General features: G+C 69.9%; 14 protein-coding genes. 11 read left to right on the forward strand and 3 right to left on the reverse strand.

Annotation, left to right across the window (positions count from 1 at the left end; translation table 11 throughout):
* Positions 1-135: 135 nt before the first annotated feature.
* The gene (puuE, locus tag EV699_RS19010) at positions 136-1,065 is read right to left on the reverse strand and encodes an allantoinase PuuE (protein ID WP_132545789.1); all 930 of its coding nucleotides are present in this window, start codon (positions 1,063-1,065) and stop codon (positions 136-138) included.
* Between the two features lie 102 nt (positions 1,066-1,167).
* Positions 1,168-1,899 (reverse strand): aspartate/glutamate racemase family protein, encoded by a 732-nt coding sequence (locus EV699_RS19015; RefSeq protein WP_132545791.1) that lies wholly within the window; start codon positions 1,897-1,899, stop codon positions 1,168-1,170.
* A gap of 537 nt (positions 1,900-2,436) precedes the next feature.
* On the opposite strand from EV699_RS19015, the gene EV699_RS19020 reads away from it, so the two are divergent.
* Together EV699_RS19020 and EV699_RS19025 are read left to right on the forward strand one after the other, a co-directional pair.
* On the forward strand, positions 2,437-3,882 hold the full coding sequence (locus EV699_RS19020; protein WP_132545793.1) for an NCS1 family nucleobase:cation symporter-1: 1,446 nt from the start codon (positions 2,437-2,439) through the stop codon (positions 3,880-3,882).
* A gap of 80 nt (positions 3,883-3,962) precedes the next feature.
* The gene (locus tag EV699_RS19025; RefSeq protein WP_132545795.1) at positions 3,963-4,415 is read left to right on the forward strand and encodes a universal stress protein; all 453 of its coding nucleotides are present in this window, start codon (positions 3,963-3,965) and stop codon (positions 4,413-4,415) included.
* Positions 4,416-4,439: 24 nt separating this feature from the next.
* On the opposite strand, the gene EV699_RS19030 is transcribed toward EV699_RS19025, so the two are convergent.
* A complete protein-coding gene (locus tag EV699_RS19030; RefSeq protein WP_243662739.1) occupies positions 4,440-5,282 on the reverse strand; it encodes an IclR family transcriptional regulator domain-containing protein in 843 nt (280 codons plus the stop codon).
* A gap of 324 nt (positions 5,283-5,606) precedes the next feature.
* Here EV699_RS19030 and gcl point away from each other — a divergent pair, with 324 nt between their 5' ends.
* The 9 genes from gcl to EV699_RS19075 all read left to right on the forward strand — a co-directional run bounded on the left by gcl (position 5,607) and on the right by EV699_RS19075 (position 15,821).
* Positions 5,607-7,385, forward strand: a complete 1,779-nt coding sequence (gene gcl, locus EV699_RS19035) for a glyoxylate carboligase (RefSeq protein WP_132545799.1) — start codon at positions 5,607-5,609, stop codon at positions 7,383-7,385.
* Between the two features lie 67 nt (positions 7,386-7,452).
* Positions 7,453-8,229: a hydroxypyruvate isomerase gene (gene hyi / locus EV699_RS19040; RefSeq protein WP_132545801.1), complete on the forward strand. Its 777-nt coding sequence runs from the start codon at positions 7,453-7,455 to the stop codon at positions 8,227-8,229.
* A gap of 54 nt (positions 8,230-8,283) precedes the next feature.
* Entirely contained in the window at positions 8,284-9,180 is an 897-nt protein-coding gene (glxR, locus tag EV699_RS19045) for a 2-hydroxy-3-oxopropionate reductase (protein WP_132545803.1), read from the forward strand.
* A 109-nt stretch (positions 9,181-9,289) separates the two neighbouring features.
* Positions 9,290-10,567 carry a glycerate kinase type-2 family protein gene (locus tag EV699_RS19050; RefSeq protein ID WP_132545805.1) on the forward strand — a complete coding sequence of 426 codons (1,278 nt, stop codon included), beginning with the start codon at positions 9,290-9,292 and terminating at the stop codon, positions 10,565-10,567.
* A gap of 26 nt (positions 10,568-10,593) precedes the next feature.
* Complete coding sequence (locus EV699_RS19055; protein WP_132545807.1) at positions 10,594-10,998, forward strand: GlcG/HbpS family heme-binding protein; 405 nt, start codon at positions 10,594-10,596, stop codon at positions 10,996-10,998.
* Between the two features lie 94 nt (positions 10,999-11,092).
* Positions 11,093-12,508, forward strand: coding sequence for a pyruvate kinase (gene pyk / locus EV699_RS19060; RefSeq protein ID WP_132545809.1), 1,416 nt, complete (start codon positions 11,093-11,095; stop codon positions 12,506-12,508).
* Positions 12,509-12,665: 157 nt separating this feature from the next.
* Complete coding sequence (locus EV699_RS19065; RefSeq protein ID WP_165904210.1) at positions 12,666-13,523, forward strand: urea transporter; 858 nt, start codon at positions 12,666-12,668, stop codon at positions 13,521-13,523.
* 204 nt (positions 13,524-13,727) lie between these two features.
* Complete coding sequence (locus EV699_RS20470; protein ID WP_132545813.1) at positions 13,728-14,450, forward strand: FadR/GntR family transcriptional regulator; 723 nt, start codon at positions 13,728-13,730, stop codon at positions 14,448-14,450.
* 48 nt (positions 14,451-14,498) lie between these two features.
* Positions 14,499-15,821 carry a C4-dicarboxylate transporter DctA gene (locus EV699_RS19075; RefSeq protein ID WP_132545815.1) on the forward strand — a complete coding sequence of 441 codons (1,323 nt, stop codon included), beginning with the start codon at positions 14,499-14,501 and terminating at the stop codon, positions 15,819-15,821.
* Positions 15,822-15,986 lie beyond the last annotated feature (165 nt).

The following is a 15,986-nucleotide window of genomic DNA, read 5'->3' on the forward strand; positions in this document are numbered from 1 at the left end:
GCGAACCACTCGTCGGTGGCGCTGACCGGGCGCGCGCCGAGCTTGGCGCTGGCGAGGTTGGGGTAGCGCTGCGTGAACGCCGGGGCGCTGCTGTCAGGATGACTCATCAGGGGCTCCTTCTCTGGGGTGACGCGCTCAAGCGGCGCGGAAAGGGTGTTCGGCGTGCCAGTGGCGGGCGATGTCGACGCGCCGGCAGACCCAGACGCGGTCGTGCTTCTCGATGTGGTCGAGGAAGCGCTGCAGGGCGCGGAAACGCCCCGGGCGGCCGAGCAGGCGGCAGTGCATGCCCACGCTCAGCATCGCCGGGCGCTCCTCGCCTTCGGCGTACATGACGTCGAAGGCGTCGCGCAGGTATTCGAAGAACTCGTCGCCGTGCGAGAAACCCTGCGGCAGCGAGAAGCGCATGTCGTTGGTGTCGAGGGTGTACGGCACCACCAGCTGCGGCACGGCGCTGCCGTCGGTCTTGCGTACCTCGGTCCAGAACGGCAGGTCGTCGCCGTAGTAGTCGCTGTCGTAGAGGAAGCCGCCGTAGTCGGCGACCAGCCGGCGCGTGTTGGGGCTGTCGCGGCCGGTGTACCAGCCGAGCGCGCGGCTGCCGGTCATGCGCTCGATGATCTCCATGCCGATGCGCATGTGCTCGCGCTCGACCTCTTCCGGCGTGTTCTGGTAGTGGATCCAGCGCCAGCCGTGGCAGGCGATCTCGTGGCCGAGATCCTTGAAGGCGGCGGTGAGTTCGGGGTGGCGCTCGAGCGCCATCGAGACGCCGAAGATCGTCATCGGCAGGCCGCGGCGCTCGAACTCGCGCAGGAAGCGCCAGACGCCGACGCGCGAGCCGTACTCGTAGACGCCTTCCATCGACAGGTGCCGGTCGGGGTAGCTCGCCGGGTTGAAGAGTTCCGACAGGAACTGCTCGCTGCCGGCGTCGCCGTGCAGCACGCAGTTCTCGCCCCCCTCCTCGTAGTTCAGCACGAACTGCACCGCCACGCGGGCGCGGCCCGGCCAGTTGGCGTACGGCGGATGGGAACCGTAACCGATCAGGTCACGGGGATAGGCGGATGAGCTCATCTCAGTGGTTCTCCTCGGGGTGACAGACACCGGCCGCTGCCGGCGGACCGGTGCACGAACGGCGGGCGGTCGCGCCGGGCGCGGCCGCTTCAGCGACGCGAGCTAGGCCGAGTAATGCGCGAACATGCCGGTGAAGGGCTTCGGCAGCGGCAGCGCGAGATCGCCGTGCTTGCTGGTGCCGAGCTTCAGCGCGACCAGCGACTCGGCGAGCTTCACCGCGGCGGTGACGCCCTCCACCACCGGGATGCCGATGTCGCGCCCGATCGCGCTCGCCAGGTCGGCCATGCCGCCGCAGCCGAGCACGATGGCCCCGACGCCGTCCTCGTCGCGTGCCCGCAGGCATTCCTCGACGATGCGCGTATAGGCGCCCGACGCCGGATCCTCCAGGTCGAGCACCGGAATTTCCGCCGCGCGCACGCGTCGGCAGTGACGCTCGAAGCCGTAGGCGTGCAGCAGGTGCTCGGCGATCACGCAGGTGCGCCCGAGCGTCGTCACCACCGAGAAGTGCGTGGCGATCATCGTCGCCATGTGGAAGGCCGCCTCGGCGATGCCGACCACCGGCCCGCGCGCCAGCTCGCGCGCCGCCAGCAGGCCGGGGTCGCCGAAGCAGGCGATCACGTAGCCATCCGCCCCCTCGGCCTCGCCGCGACGGACCTCGTCGGCGACGCCGATCGCGCTCACCGCCTCGTCGAAATGGCTCTCGATCGACACCGGCCCGCTGGCCGGGTTGACCGCGACGATCTGCGTGCCCGGCGCGGCCACCGCCTGTGCGGCGCGGCCGATCTTGGCAGTCATGGCGGCGGTGGTGTTCGGATTGATGACCCTGATCTGCATGGGTGCGGCACCTCGTTCTGTCACTGGCTCTCGGACGGGCGCCGATGATCATCGACACCTTCGGATACAACTTACCGCATTTTGTATACAAAAACAAGATTTGATGCCCCCCGAACCTTGCTGTGATCGCTTCAGGAAAGGGCATTGAACCTTGGCTGGGCCCTTCACTGGTGCGGCGCCATGATCGGGTACGGTGCAGCAAGCCCTTGATTTGTGCAGTGCAATATCTCGACTTCGTGCACGAAAAAAAATTCACACGAGGCTTTACGTGCATTCAATACCGTTTATCTTTGTATACAAGACTTCGCGACGCCTCCTCCCACAACGTCACCGGGCTCCACGAACAGCCCGCCGATGCGGCGGCAGAGATGAACCGGATCACACCCCGATCCGGGCGCAGGCAGGCAGACGCGCGAGTCTTTGTTTAGAGCCGAGACGGTCCGCCACCGACGGGAAAAGTCGGGGTGAACCGGTCCGGATTGCCGCGGTGGCGTCGCGCGGTGGCGCCCCGAGCCCGCATCAGAGGAGAGTCCTCACATGTCCGAGAACCGTCCCGCCGGTTACAGCGATCGCCTGCACAACGAAGATCTGGCGCCGCTGAAGAAGCAGACCTGGAACTGGTACAACATCTTCGCCTTCTGGATGTCCGACGTGCACAGCGTCGGCGGCTACGTCTTCGCCGGCAGCCTGTTCGCGCTCGGCCTGGCGAGCTGGCAGGTGCTGCTGTCCCTGATCGTCGGCATCTGCATCGTCAACGTCCTCTGCGACCTCGTCGCCAAACCCAGCCAGGTCGCGGGCGTCCCCTATCCGGTTGCCTGCCGCATGTCCTTCGGCGTCTGGGGCGCCAACGTCCCGGCGATCATCCGCGGCCTGATCGCGGTCGCCTGGTACGGCATCCAGACCTTCCTCGCCTCCTCGGCGCTGACGATCGTGCTGCTGCGCTTCTTCCCGAGCCTCGAAAGCCTCGGACATTCCAGCTTCATGGGCCTGTCCCACCTCGGCTGGCTCGGCTTCATGATCATGTGGTGGCTGCAGGCGCTGGTGTTCTGGCACGGCATGGAGGCGATCAAGAAGTTCATCGACTGGGCCGGCCCCGCCGTCTACGTGGTGATGTTCCTGCTCGCCGGCTGGATCGTCTGGAAGGCGGGCCCGAGCAACATCAGCCTCAACCTCGGTGAGGTGAAGTACTCGGGCTGGGAATCGGTCGGCATGATGATCACCGCGGTCGCCCTGGTGGTGTCGTACTTCTCCGGCCCGATGCTCAATTTCGGTGACTTCTCGCGCTACGGCGAGAGCTTCAAGGAGGTCAAGCGCGGCAACTTCTGGGGCCTGCCGGTCAACTTCCTGGCCTTCTCGCTGGTCACCGTGATCACCACCTCGGGCACCATCCCGGTGTTCGGCCACATGATCACGGACCCGATCGAGACCGTCAGCAAGATCGACAACACCCTGGCCGCCGTGCTCGGTGCCTTCACCTTCGTCACCGCGACCATCGGCATCAACATCGTCGCCAACTTCGTGTCGCCGGCGTTCGACTTCTCCAACGTCGCGCCCAAGCACATCAGCTTCCGCACCGGCGGCTTCATCGCCGCGGTCGGCTCGATCTTCATCACGCCGTGGAACCTGTTCAACTCGCCGGCGGTGATCCACTACACGCTCGACATGCTGGCCGCGTTCATCGGCCCGCTGTTCGGCATCCTGCTGGTGGACTTCTACCTGGTGCGCAACCAGAAGGTGGACGTCGACGCGCTCTACAGCGAGAAGCCGGGCAACACCTACTGGTACGAGAACGGCATCAACAAGAAGGCGGTGTGGGCGCTGGTGCCGTCGGTGCTGGTGGGCGTGGCGATCACGCTGTCGGGGGTGAAGGTGCTGGCCGACTTCAACTGGTTCATCGGCTGCGGGCTGGGCGCCCTCGCCTACCACATGCTGATGAAGGGCTACGAAGTGCCGCAGAGCAACGTGGCACAGTCGACGACCTGATTCCCTTCTGCCCCCGGGCGGGCACCGTCGCGACGGCGGTGCCCGCCGCAGCCATCCGAATCACCGTGGAGTTGGAAGACATGAAGATGATCAAGCGCATCCTGCTCGCCACCGACCTCGGCAAACGCTCCGGCGAGGTCCTCGCCCAGGGCGGCGACCTCGCCACGCAGCTCGGCGCCGAACTGCACGTGGTGCTGGTGGTCGCCCACCTCGGCGACTACGTCAACGAGATCCTGCACGTCGTCAGCCACGAATCCGACGCCGAGGCGCTCGAGCGCGTGGTGCCGGAGCTGGAGGAACGCATCGCCAGCGCCTGCGTCGACGCCGGCATCGCCAGCCAGGTGCAGACGCAGCGCGTGCTCTACGGCCCGCACCCGCATGAGCTGATCCTCGCGCACGCCGAGGAAGTCCAGGCCGAGCTGATCCTGCTCGGCTCGCACGGCCAGTCGGCAATCGCCGAGATGGTCGTCGGCTCGGTGGCGCACAAGGTGGTGATCCACGCCCGCACCCCCGTGATGCTGGTGCCGATCTGAGCCACCGACCACGCCGCAGCCGGCCTATTCGGGCCGCTGCGGCAGCACGCCGCCGAGGGCACGGGTGATCTCGGCGGCGGTGCGGGCGACCAGCAGCCCCGCCTCGATCAGCCGCTCCGCCGGCAGCCGGACCTTCGGGCCCGATACCGAGATCGCCGCGAGCGGGGCGCCGAACTCGTCATGGATGGTCGCCGCCACGCAGTGCAGCCCCACCGCGTGCTCCTCCCAGTCGATCGAGAACCCGCGCCGGCGCGTCTCGTCGAGCTCGATCCGCAACCGCTCGGGTTGGTCGATGGTGCTCGGGGTGTACTTGGCCAGGCCGCGCCGACGCACGATGGCGTCGACCTCGGCCTCGCTCAGCGCCGCCAGCAGCGCCTTGCCCACCCCCGAAGCGTGCAGCGGCCCGCGGCCGCCGATGCGCGCCAGCATGCGCATCATCTCGCGGCTTTCCACCTGCGCGATGAACACCGCGGCGTCGTCGTCGAGCAGCGCCAGGTTCGCGGTTTCGCCGGACTCGTCGCGCAGGCGCAGCAGGTAGGGGCGCGCGAAGTTCACCACGTTGCGCGCGCCGCGGAAGGCGGCGCCGACGGTGAACGCCTTGACCCCGATCGACCACAGGCCGAGCTCGCGGTCCTGCCGCACGAACTGCAACTGCTCGAGCGTCCCCAGCAGGCGATGGGTGGTGGAGGCGGCGAGCCCCACGCGCTGCGCGAGGTCGGTCAGCAGCAACCCATGGTCGCTCCCGGCGAGGTGTTCGAGCAGGGTCAGGCCGCGGATCAGCGACTGCACCTGGCCGGCACTGGCCGGCTGATCGGCCTTGCTGACCGCTTCTTTGCGTCGTGTCGAGCGCGTTGGTTTGGCGTCCACGGAGGGGCCTCGTTTGGTCTGGATTCCGCAGCGGCAGCCACTGCGGCGGCAATCGCTGCATGGTGCCCGCAAGCGTCCCCGCTTGGCAAAGCGGCGTGCCCGGCGGCGGCGCCCAGGAGTCGCCATCATTTCGAGCAGAGAGAGGAATCAATTTCCATTAAAATAGACAGGATCACCAACGTATTGCACTGCAATAAAATTTTCATGGCGCATGTGAACATGTAAATTGGAAATTGCTTCCAAATTTCTTGACGCACAAGGCGCTTTGAGGTCAAATACACACCAGGGCGAACACTGCCACCGCACCCAGAGAGGAGACACGACATGCCCAAGATGACTGCCGCCGAAGCCGCCGTTCACGTGCTGGAAAAGGAGGGTGTGCTCAACGCGTTCGGCGTGCCCGGCGCGGCGATCAACCCGCTCTATGCCGCCATGCGCAAGCGCGGCACGATCAACCACGTGCTCGCGCGCCACGTCGAAGGCGCCTCGCACATGGCCGAGGGTTACACCCGCGCCAAGGCCGGCAACATCGGGGTGTGCATCGGCACCTCCGGCCCCGCCGGCACCGACATGATCACCGGGCTGTACTCGGCCTCCGCCGATTCCATCCCGATCCTCTGCATCACCGGCCAGGCCCCGCGTGCGCGCCTCTACAAGGAGGACTTCCAGGCGGTCGACATCGAGTCCATCGCCAAGCCGGTGACCAAGTGGGCGGTGACGGTGCGTGAGCCCGGCCTCGTGCCGCGCGTGTTCCAGCAGGCCTTCCACCTGATGCGCTCGGGCCGTCCGGGTCCGGTGCTGATCGACCTGCCCTTCGACGTGCAGATGGCCGAGATCGAGTTCGATCCCGACACCTACCAGCCGCTGCCGATCTACAAGCCGGCGGCGAGCCGCGCGCAGGCCGAGAAGGCGATCGACATGCTGCTCGCGGCCGAGCGGCCGCTGATCGTCTCCGGCGGCGGCGTGATCAACGCCAACGCGAGCGCGCTGCTGCAGGAGTTCGCCGAACTCGTCAACGTGCCGGTGATCCCGACGCTGATGGGCTGGGGCACGATCCCCGATGATCACCCGCTGATGGCGGGCATGGTCGGCCTGCAGACCTCGCACCGTTACGGCAACGCGACGATGCTCGAATCCGACTTCGTGTTCGGTGTCGGCAACCGCTGGGCGAACCGCCACACCGGCTCGGTCGAGGTCTACACCAAGGGCCGCACCTTCGTGCACGTCGACATCGAGCCGACGCAGATCGGGCGCGTGTTCAACCCCGACTACGGCATCGTCTCCGACGCCAAGGCGGCGCTGGAGCTGTTCATCGAGGTCGCCAGGGAGCGCAAGGCCGCGGGGCTGCTGCCCGATCGCTCGGCGTGGGTCGCCGCCTGCCAGGAACGCAAGGGCACGATGCTGCGCAAGACCAACTACGAAAACGTGCCGATGAAGCCGCAGCGCGTCTACCAGTGCATGAACAACGCGTTCGGCCAGGACACCTGCTACGTCAGCACCATCGGGCTGTCGCAGATCGCCGCCGCGCAGTTCCTGCACGTGTTCAAGGAGCGCCACTGGATCAACTGCGGCCAGGCCGGCCCGCTCGGCTGGACCATCCCTGCCGCGCTCGGCGTGTGCGTGGCCGATCCCGGCCGTAAGGTCGTCGCGCTCTCGGGCGACTACGATTTCCAGTTCATGATCGAGGAGCTGGCGGTCGGCGCGCAGTTCAAGCTGCCGTACATCCACATCGTCGTGAACAACTCGTACCTCGGCCTGATCCGTCAGTCGCAGCGCGGCTTCGACATGGACTACTGCGTGCAGCTGGCGTTCGAGAACATCAACGCCCCCGACATCAACGGTTACGGCGTCGATCACGTCGCGGTGGTGGAAGGCCTGGGCTGCAAGGCGATCCGCGTGCGGCGCCAGGAGGACATCGCGCCGGCGATCGAGCAGGCGCGGAGCTGGATGGCCGAGTTCCGGGTGCCGGTGGTGATCGAGATCATCCTCGAGCGCGTCACCAACATCTCGATGGGTACCGAGATCAACGCCATCAACGAGTTCGAGGAGCTGGCGAACGATCCCACCGCGGATGCGCCGACGGCCATCGGCCTGCTCGACTGAACCGAGACCCTGTCACCGCGTCCCCCGCCGGGGGCGCGGCGGCCCACACGCTACGGAGGACACCGTCGTGCCCAAGCTTTGCGCGAATCTGACGATGCTCTGGAACGAGCTCGATTTTCTCGACCGCTTCGAGGCGGCGGCCAAGGCCGGCTTCAAGGGCGTGGAGTACCTGTTCCCCTACGCCTACGACAAGGCCGCGCTCGCCGACAAGCTCGCCACCCACGGCCTGACCCAGGTGCTGCACAACCTGCCCGCCGGCGACTGGGCCGGCGGCGAGCGCGGCATCGCCTGCCTGCCCGGGCGCGTCGGTGAGTTCCAGGACGGCGTCGGCAAGGCCATCGAGTACGCCCAGGCGCTCGGCTGCCGCCAGCTCAACGTGCTCGCCGGCATCACCCCCGCCGGGGTCGACGCCGACACCGTGCGCGAGACCTTCGTCTCGAACATCCGCTTCGCCGCCGACCGGCTCCAGGCCGCCGGCATCAAGCTGCTGATCGAGGCGATCAACACCTACGACATCCCCGGCTTCTACGTGCACGGCACGCAGCAGACGCTCGACCTGATCGCCGCCAGCGGCAGCGACAACATCTTCGTACAGTACGACATCTACCACATGCAGCGCATGGAGGGAGAGCTCGCGGCGACGATGCAGAAGCACCTGGCCCGGATCGCCCACCTGCAGCTCGCCGACAACCCGGGCCGCAACGAGCCGGGCACGGGCGAGATCAACTACCCGTTCCTGTTCGGCTTCCTCGAGCGCATCGGCTACCAGGGCTGGATCGGCTGCGAGTACAAGCCGGCCACCACCACCGACGCCGGGCTCGGCTGGGCCCGCCCGTACCTGTAAGCGGCCCGCCGCGCGCGCGCCTACCCCCCTGAACCCCCGGAGGAGATCCTTTCCATGAGCAAGAAGATCGGTTTCATCGGCCTCGGCATCATGGGCGCCCCGATGGCGCTCAACCTGATCAAGGGCGGCCACACGCTCTACGTGCACACCCTCGGCGCGGTGCCCGAGGCCGTCCCCGCCGCCGGCGCCACCGTGTGCGACAGCGGCAAGGCGGTGGCGCAGGCCGCCGACATCATCATCACCATGGTGCCCGACACCCCGCACGTGGCCGCGGCGCTGTTCAGCGACAACGGCGTGGCCGCCGGCCTCACCCCGGGCAAGATCGTCGTCGACATGAGCTCGATCTCGCCGCTGGAGACCAAGGGCTTCGCGCAGAAGATCAACGCGCTGGGCTGCGAGTACCTCGACGCGCCGGTGTCCGGCGGCGAGGTCGGCGCCAAGGCCGGCACGCTGTCGATCATGGTCGGCGGCAGCGAGGCGGCCTTCGCCGAGGTCAGGCCGCTGTTCGAGCTGATGGGCAAGAACATCACGCTGGTCGGCGGCAACGGTGACGGCCAGACCGCCAAGGTCGCCAACCAGATCATCGTCGCGCTCAACATCGAGGCCGTCGGCGAGGCGCTGCTGTTCGCCGCGCGCGCCGGGGCCGATCCGGCCAAGGTGCGCCAGGCGCTGATGGGGGGCTTCGCCGCCTCGCGCATCCTCGAGGTGCACGGCGAGCGCATGGTCAAGCGCACCTTCGATCCGGGCTTCCGCATCGAGCTGCACCAGAAGGACCTGAACCTCGCCCTCAGCACCGCGCGCCAGCTCGGCCTGAGCCTGCCCAACACCGCCACCGCGCAGGAGCTGTTCAACGCCTGCGCCGCCCACGGCGGCAAGGCCTGGGACCACTCCGCCATGGTGCGGGCGCTGGAGATCATGGCCAACTTCGAGATCGGCCAGCCCGCCGCCTGAGCCGGCCCGCGCGCGGCGGCCGCTCCGGCGGCCGCCCCCCCGCGCCTGGCGTAGGCGCGGGGGCGCGCCCCCCTTTTCCCGAAAAACCCGCATCCACCGGAGCCCCGCCATGTCCCAGGCACCCGCCGAGCTGCTGCGCGCGCTGTTCGCCACCGCGGTCGAAGCCGCCCAGCCCGACCATATCATCCCCCCACACATGCCCGTCCCGCCCAAGGGCCGGCTGGTGGTGATCGGCGCCGGCAAGGCCTCGGCGGCGATGGCCCGTGCACTCGAGGATCACTGGCCGCACCACGCCACCTGCCCGCTGAACGGCCTGGTGGTCACCCGCTACGGCTACGCCGTGCCCTGCCGCCACATCGAGATCATCGAGGCCGCCCACCCGGTGCCCGACGCCGCCGGCATCGCCGCCGCGGCGCGCATCCGCGCGCTGGTCAGCGACCTCAGCGCCGACGACCTGGTGCTGTGCCTGATCTCCGGCGGCGGCTCGGCGCTGCTCGCCGCCCCGCTCGAAGGGCTGACGCTCGACGACAAGCAGGCCGTCAACCGCGCGCTGCTCGCCAGCGGCGCGAGCATCAGCGAGATGAACTGCGTGCGCCGCCACCTCTCGGCGCTCAAGGGCGGACGCCTGGCCGCGGCCTGCCACCCGGCGCGGGTGCTGACGCTGGCGATCTCCGACGTGCCCGGCGACGACCCGCTCGACATCGCCTCCGGCCCCACCGTGGCCGATCCGACCACCTGCGCCGATGCGCTGGCGATCCTGCGCCGCTACCGGATCGAGGTGCCGGCGGCGGTGCGCGAGGTGCTCGAAAGCGGTCGTGGCGAGAGCGTCAAGCCCGGCGATCCGCGCCTGGCAGGCACCGAGACGCGCCTGATCGCCGCGCCGCAGCGCTCGCTCGAAGCCGCCGCCGAGGTCGCCCGTGCCGCCGGCTACACCCCGCTGCTGCTCGGCGATGCGCTCGAGGGCGAGGCGCGCGACGTCGGCAAGGTGATGGCCGGCATCGCCCGCTCGGTGGTGCAGCACGGCCAGCCGCTGGCGGCCCCGTGCGTGCTGCTGTCCGGCGGCGAGACCACCGTCACCGTGCGCGGCAAGGGCCGCGGCGGGCGCAACGTCGAGTTCCTGCTCGCACTTGGCGTGGCGCTCGACGGCCTGGCGCGGGTGCACGCGGTGGCCGGCGACACCGACGGGGTCGACGGTGCCGAGGAGATCGCCGGTGCGCTCATCGGCCCCGACAGCCTGGCGCGCGCCCGTGCCCGCGGCATCGACCCGCGCGCGGCACTCGACGCCAACGACGGCCACGGTTTCTTCGAGGCCCTCGGCGACCAGCTCATCACCGGCCCCACCCTCACCAACGTCAACGATTTCCGGGCCATTCTTATCGAGGGTTGAAACCCGTCACCGAGGAGATTGCCGTAATGCGCACCTGTGCCGTTCTGGAACTGTCAGACGTGAAGAAGATCGCGGCGGCGGCCGAAGCCGAGGCCCGGCGCCACGGCTGGGCCGTGAGCATCGCCGTGTGCGATGCCGGCGGCATGCCGCTGTGGCTGCAGCGCATGGACGGCGCACCGCCGATGAGCGCGATCATCGCCCCCGACAAGGCGCGCACCAGCGCGCTCGGCCTGCGCCCGAGCAAGGTCTACGAGGAGATGGTCAACGCCGGGCGCTTCGCGGCGCTGAAGCTGCCGGTGGTCCCGCTCGAAGGCGGCGAGCCCATCGTGGTCGACGGCGTGTGCATCGGCGCGGTGGGCGTGTCGGGCGTCAAGTCCGTCGAGGACGTGCAGATCGCCCGCGCCGGCCTCGCAGCCCTCGACGCCGGCTGAGCCGCCCCCCGCCGACCGCTCCACCACCACGACGAGAACAAGGCGCCGGCGACACAGGCACGGCGCCTCCATCCGATTCCGCAAGGAGGGCGCCATGCGCCGTCAACGCAACGCCAAGATCGTCGCCACCCTGGGCCCCGCCAGTTCCACGCACGAAACCATCCGCGCGCTGGTCGAGGCCGGGGCCGACGTGTTCCGCTTCAACTTCAGTCACGGCAGCCACGCCGATCACCAGGAACGGCTGGCGATCGTGCGCAACGTCGAGCGCGAACTGGGCCGCCCGATCGGCGTGCTGCTCGACCTGCAGGGTCCGAAGCTGCGCGTCGGCGTGTTCGCCGAAGGCAAGGTCGTGCTCGAGGCCGGCCAGGGCTTCCGCCTCGACCTCGACCCCACCCCCGGCGACACGGTGCGCGCGCCGCTGCCGCACCCGGAGATCTTCGCCGCGCTCGAACCGGGCGCGATGCTGCTGATCGACGACGGTCGCGTCTGGCTCGAAGTGCAGAGCTGCGGCCCCGACTTCGCCGAGACGCGGGTGACGGTGGGCGGCCCGGTGTCCAACCGCAAGGGCGTCAACGTGCCCTCGGTGGTGCTGCCGATCTCGCCGCTGACCGAGAAGGACCGCCGCGACCTGGCGTTCGGCCTCGACATGGGCGTCGACTGGGTGGCGCTGTCGTTCGTGCAGCGCCCCGAGGACATCGACGAGCTGCGCGGCCTGGTCGGCAACCGCGCCGCGGTGCTCGCCAAGCTGGAGAAGCCGGCGGCGATCGACGCCCTCGAAGCGATCGTCGAGCGCTGCGACGGCATCATGGTGGCGCGCGGCGACCTCGGCGTGGAGGTACCGCCCGAGCGCGTGCCGCTGCTGCAGAAGCGCATCATCCACGTCTGCCGCCGCCTCGGCCGGCCGGTGATCGTCGCCACCCACATGCTCGACTCGATGGTGGCCGCGCCGGTGCCGACCCGCGCCGAGGCCTCCGACGTCGCCAACGCGATCTACGACGGCGCCGACGCGGTGATGCTGTCGGCCGAATCGGCCTCGGGCCAGTACCCGATCGAGGCGGTGCGGATGATGGATCGCATCGTGCGCGAGGTGGAGCACGACCCGCACTACCGCAGCATCATCGAGACCGGCCACCCGCAGGCCGATGCGACGCTGGCCGACGCCGTGTGCTGCGCGCTGCGCCGCGTCACCCACGTGCTCGGCGCCGCCGCGACCGTCACCTACACCAGTTCGGGCTACACCACGCTGCGCGCGGCACGCGAGCGCCCGGAAGCGCCGATCCTGTGCCTGACGCCGAACATCGGCACCGCGCGCCGGCTGACGCTGGCGTGGGGCGTGCACCCGGTGCACGGCGAGGACATCCACGACGTCGCCGAGATGGTCGAGCACGCCAAGAGCGCCGCGACCGAGGCCGGCTTCGTCAAGACCGGTGATGCGCTGGCGATCGTCGCCGGCATCCCCTTCGCGCATCCGGGCACCACCAACCTGCTGCACGTCACGCGCATCGACTGACCCCGCGGCGCCCCGGCGCCGCTCCACGGCTTGCTGTCCGACCCGCCACCGCCGCGCCCCGTGCGCGGCGGACGGGCTGCTGCGTGCCCGCGTGCCGCGGCGCGCGCCTCGCCGGCCCCGGCGGACAGCGGGTGCCGCCCCATGGAGCTCCCGGACCATGCCCACCCCCCTCACCCCGCTGGCCGCTGCGCACCCGGCACCGCGCCGGCGCCTGCGCGCGGCGGCGGCCGAACTGCGCGTCGCACTGCGCGGGCTCGGCCAGATCGTGCTCGCGCCGCACGCCGGCTGCGGCGCCCTGCTGCTGCTCGGCATCGCCGGCGCGGCCCCGCTGGCGGCCATCGCCGCCGTCGCCGGCGCACTCATCGCGAGCCGCGTCGGCCGCGCCCGCGGTGCGCCGCCCGGCGCCTGGCGCGACGGCCGCCTCGGCTACAACGGCGCACTGGCCGGGCTCGCCGCCGCGCTGCTGGCGCCGACGCCGGGCGCCGTGCCGATCTTCGTGATCGGTGCGGCGCTGCTGGCGGCGGTGCTGCAGGGCGCGCTCGCCGGCCTGCGGCGGCCGCTGACCGCACCCTTCGTGCTGGTGGCGGCGATGCTGGCCAGTTCCGGCGGTGCGCTGCCGGCACTGCCGCCGGAGCCGGTCGGGCCGCTCACCGTGCTGCTGCGTGGTCTCGGCCAGATCGTGCTGCTGCCCGACGCCTACACCGGCGCCTGCCTGCTCGCCGGGCTCGCACTCGCCGCACCGCGTGCCGCGCTGCGTGCGCTCGCCGGTGCCGCGCTCGGCGGCGTGCTGGCGGCGGCGTGCGGGGCCGACCCGCTCGGCGTCCAGGGTGGCGTGTGGGGCTTCAACACCGCACTGACCGCCCTCGCCCTGTCGGGGGCCCGCGCCGGCGCGGCGGCGCTGCTCGCCTGCGCGCTGCAGGCGCTGCTGAGCGCCGCCGCGCTGCCGGTGTTCACCGCGCCATTCGTGCTCGCCGTCTGGGCGGTGACCGCCTGGCCCGCCGCGCCTCGCGACTGAGGCGCCACCCCCCGCCACCCCGGAGCGGGCACTGCTGCCATCACCCCGCGCCTGACGCCGTCGCGCGCGCCCGCGGCGCCTTCGTCCTCGTGGGCAAGGCGGGTATCGACCACCACGCCAGATCACCGATTACGAAAAAACGCTTGCGGCCTATCTGGTATTACCAGTAGTATCGGTATGACTGGTGTTGAAGGAGAAGCCCACATGTTCACCTCATCGAAACTCGGCGACGTCGCGGCCCGCACCATCCTGACGGCCATCGTCGAAGGCCGCTGGAAGGCGGGCGAGATGCTGCCGTCGCAGCGCGACCTGGCCGAGCAGCTCGGCATCAGCCGTCCGCCGCTGCGCGAGGCGATCTCGGTGCTGGAAGCGCTCGGCATCGTGCGCTCGCAGCCGGGCAAGGGGGTGTTCGTGCTGGCGGTGCCGAGCCCGGAACGGCTCGAAGCGCTCGACCGCGGCGCGGTGACGCAGGAGCGGCTGAATTCAGCGGACGTGTTCCAGATGCGCTTCGCGCTCGAACCCTTCGTCGCCGGCCTGGTGGCGAGCTCGATCACGCCGGACGAACTCGTGCAGTTGCGGCTCAACGTCGCGGAAATGCGCGACTGCGTCGCCGCCGGCCAGTTGCGCGAGGCGATCGAGGCCGACCTGGAGTTCCACAAGCTGATCGTCGGCTTCTCGCGTAACCCGATCTTCCGCCAGGTGATGGAGCAGGCCGGCTCGGCGATCGTGCGCTCGCGCCAGATCATGCTCGATCGCGCCAGCGACCTGAGCGAGCCGCTCGCCGAGCACGAGACCGTGCTGCGCTGCATCAAGAACCACGACAGTGCCGGTGCCACCCGCGCGATGCGCCGCCACATCCTGATGGCCGGCCGCCGCCTCGACGTGGATTTCCACACCGGCCCCGATGCCGACGAGCTCGAAGCCTGATCGCCGCCGGCGCGCGGCGTGCGCGTCGACCCCGCACCGGAGGACGTCATGATCCGCCACCTGAAGGCATCGCTGTTCACGCAGGTCCTGATCGGGCTCGTCCTCGGCATTGCCGTCGGCCTGGCGTATCCCGAGACGGCGCAGGCGTTCAGGCCGCTGGGCGACGGCTTCGTCAAGCTGATCAGGATGCTGATCGCGCCGATCGTGTTCTGCGTGGTGGTGAGCGGCATCACCGGCGCCGGCGACCTGCGCAAGATCGGCCGGGTCGGGCTCAAGGCGGTGGTCTACTTCGAGGCCGTCACCACCCTCGCGCTGCTGCTGGGGCTCGCCCTCGCCTGCGTCTCGGGCATCGGCAGCGGCATGAACGTCGACCCGCACAGCCTCGATGCCGCGGCGCTGTCGCGCTACACCAGCGGCGCCCACACGCTGCAGGACCGCGGCGCGACCACGTTCCTGCTCAGCCTGATCCCGACGTCGATGGTCGACGCCTTCGCCAAGGGCGACGTGCTGCAGGTGCTGGTGTTCTCGCTGCTGTTCGGCTGCGCCCTGAGCCTGAGCGGCGAGGCCGCCACCAGCATCAACCGCGTCATCCACGAGGCCGGGCACGTGCTGTTCCGCGCCATGGGCATCATCGTGCGCCTGGCACCGCTCGGCGTGTTCGGTGCCATCGCCTACACCACCGGTCGCTACGGCCTCGGCTCGCTGCAGCAGCTCGGCTCGCTGGTGGCGATGTTCTACCTCGGCTGCGCGCTGTTCGTGATCGGGGTGCTCGGCGCGATCCTGCGCGCCTGCGGCTTCAGCATCTTCAAGCTGCTGCGCTACCTGCGCGAGGAGCTGACGGTGGTGCTCGGCACCGCGTCGTCCGACAGCGTGCTGCCGCAGGTGATGCGCAAGCTCGAACACCTGGGCGTGCGCGACACCACCGTCGGCCTGGTGATCCCCACCGGCTACTCGTTCAACCTCGACGGTTTCTCGATCTACCTGACGCTCGCCGCGGTGTTCATCGCCCAGGCCACCCACACGCCGCTCGCCTTCACCGACCTGCTGAGCATCCTCGCGGTCTCGCTGATCACCTCCAAGGGCGCCCACGGCATCCCCGGCTCGGCGCTGGTGATCCTCGCCGCGACGCTGTCGTCGGTCCCCGCGATCCCGGTGATCGGCCTGGTGCTGGTGCTGTCGGTGGACTGGTTCATGGGCATCGCCCGCGCCCTGACCAACCTGATCGGCAACTGCGTCGCCACCGTCGTCGTCGCCCGCTGGGAAGGCGACATCGACCGCCAGCGCGCCCAGCGCGTGCTGGACGGCGAGGCGGGCTTCACCTTCGCCGGGCCGGGCGCACGCAGCCCGCACCCCCAGAAATCCGGGCGCTGAGCGCACCCCGCGCCCCCCTGTTCCACCCCCACCACCACGAGAGAGAAGAGAGGAGCCCATGAGTCATCCCGACAGCAGCGCCCCGGCGTTCACGCAGCGCTACCCCAACCTCGCCAGCGCCAAGCTCGGCGCGCGCCCGGTCAGCGCCACCGACGAGTGGTTCGC

Origin of the sequence: Plasticicumulans lactativorans, assembly GCF_004341245.1 — a bacterium.
Taxonomy (GTDB): Bacteria; Pseudomonadota; Gammaproteobacteria; order Competibacterales; family Competibacteraceae; genus Plasticicumulans_A; species Plasticicumulans_A lactativorans.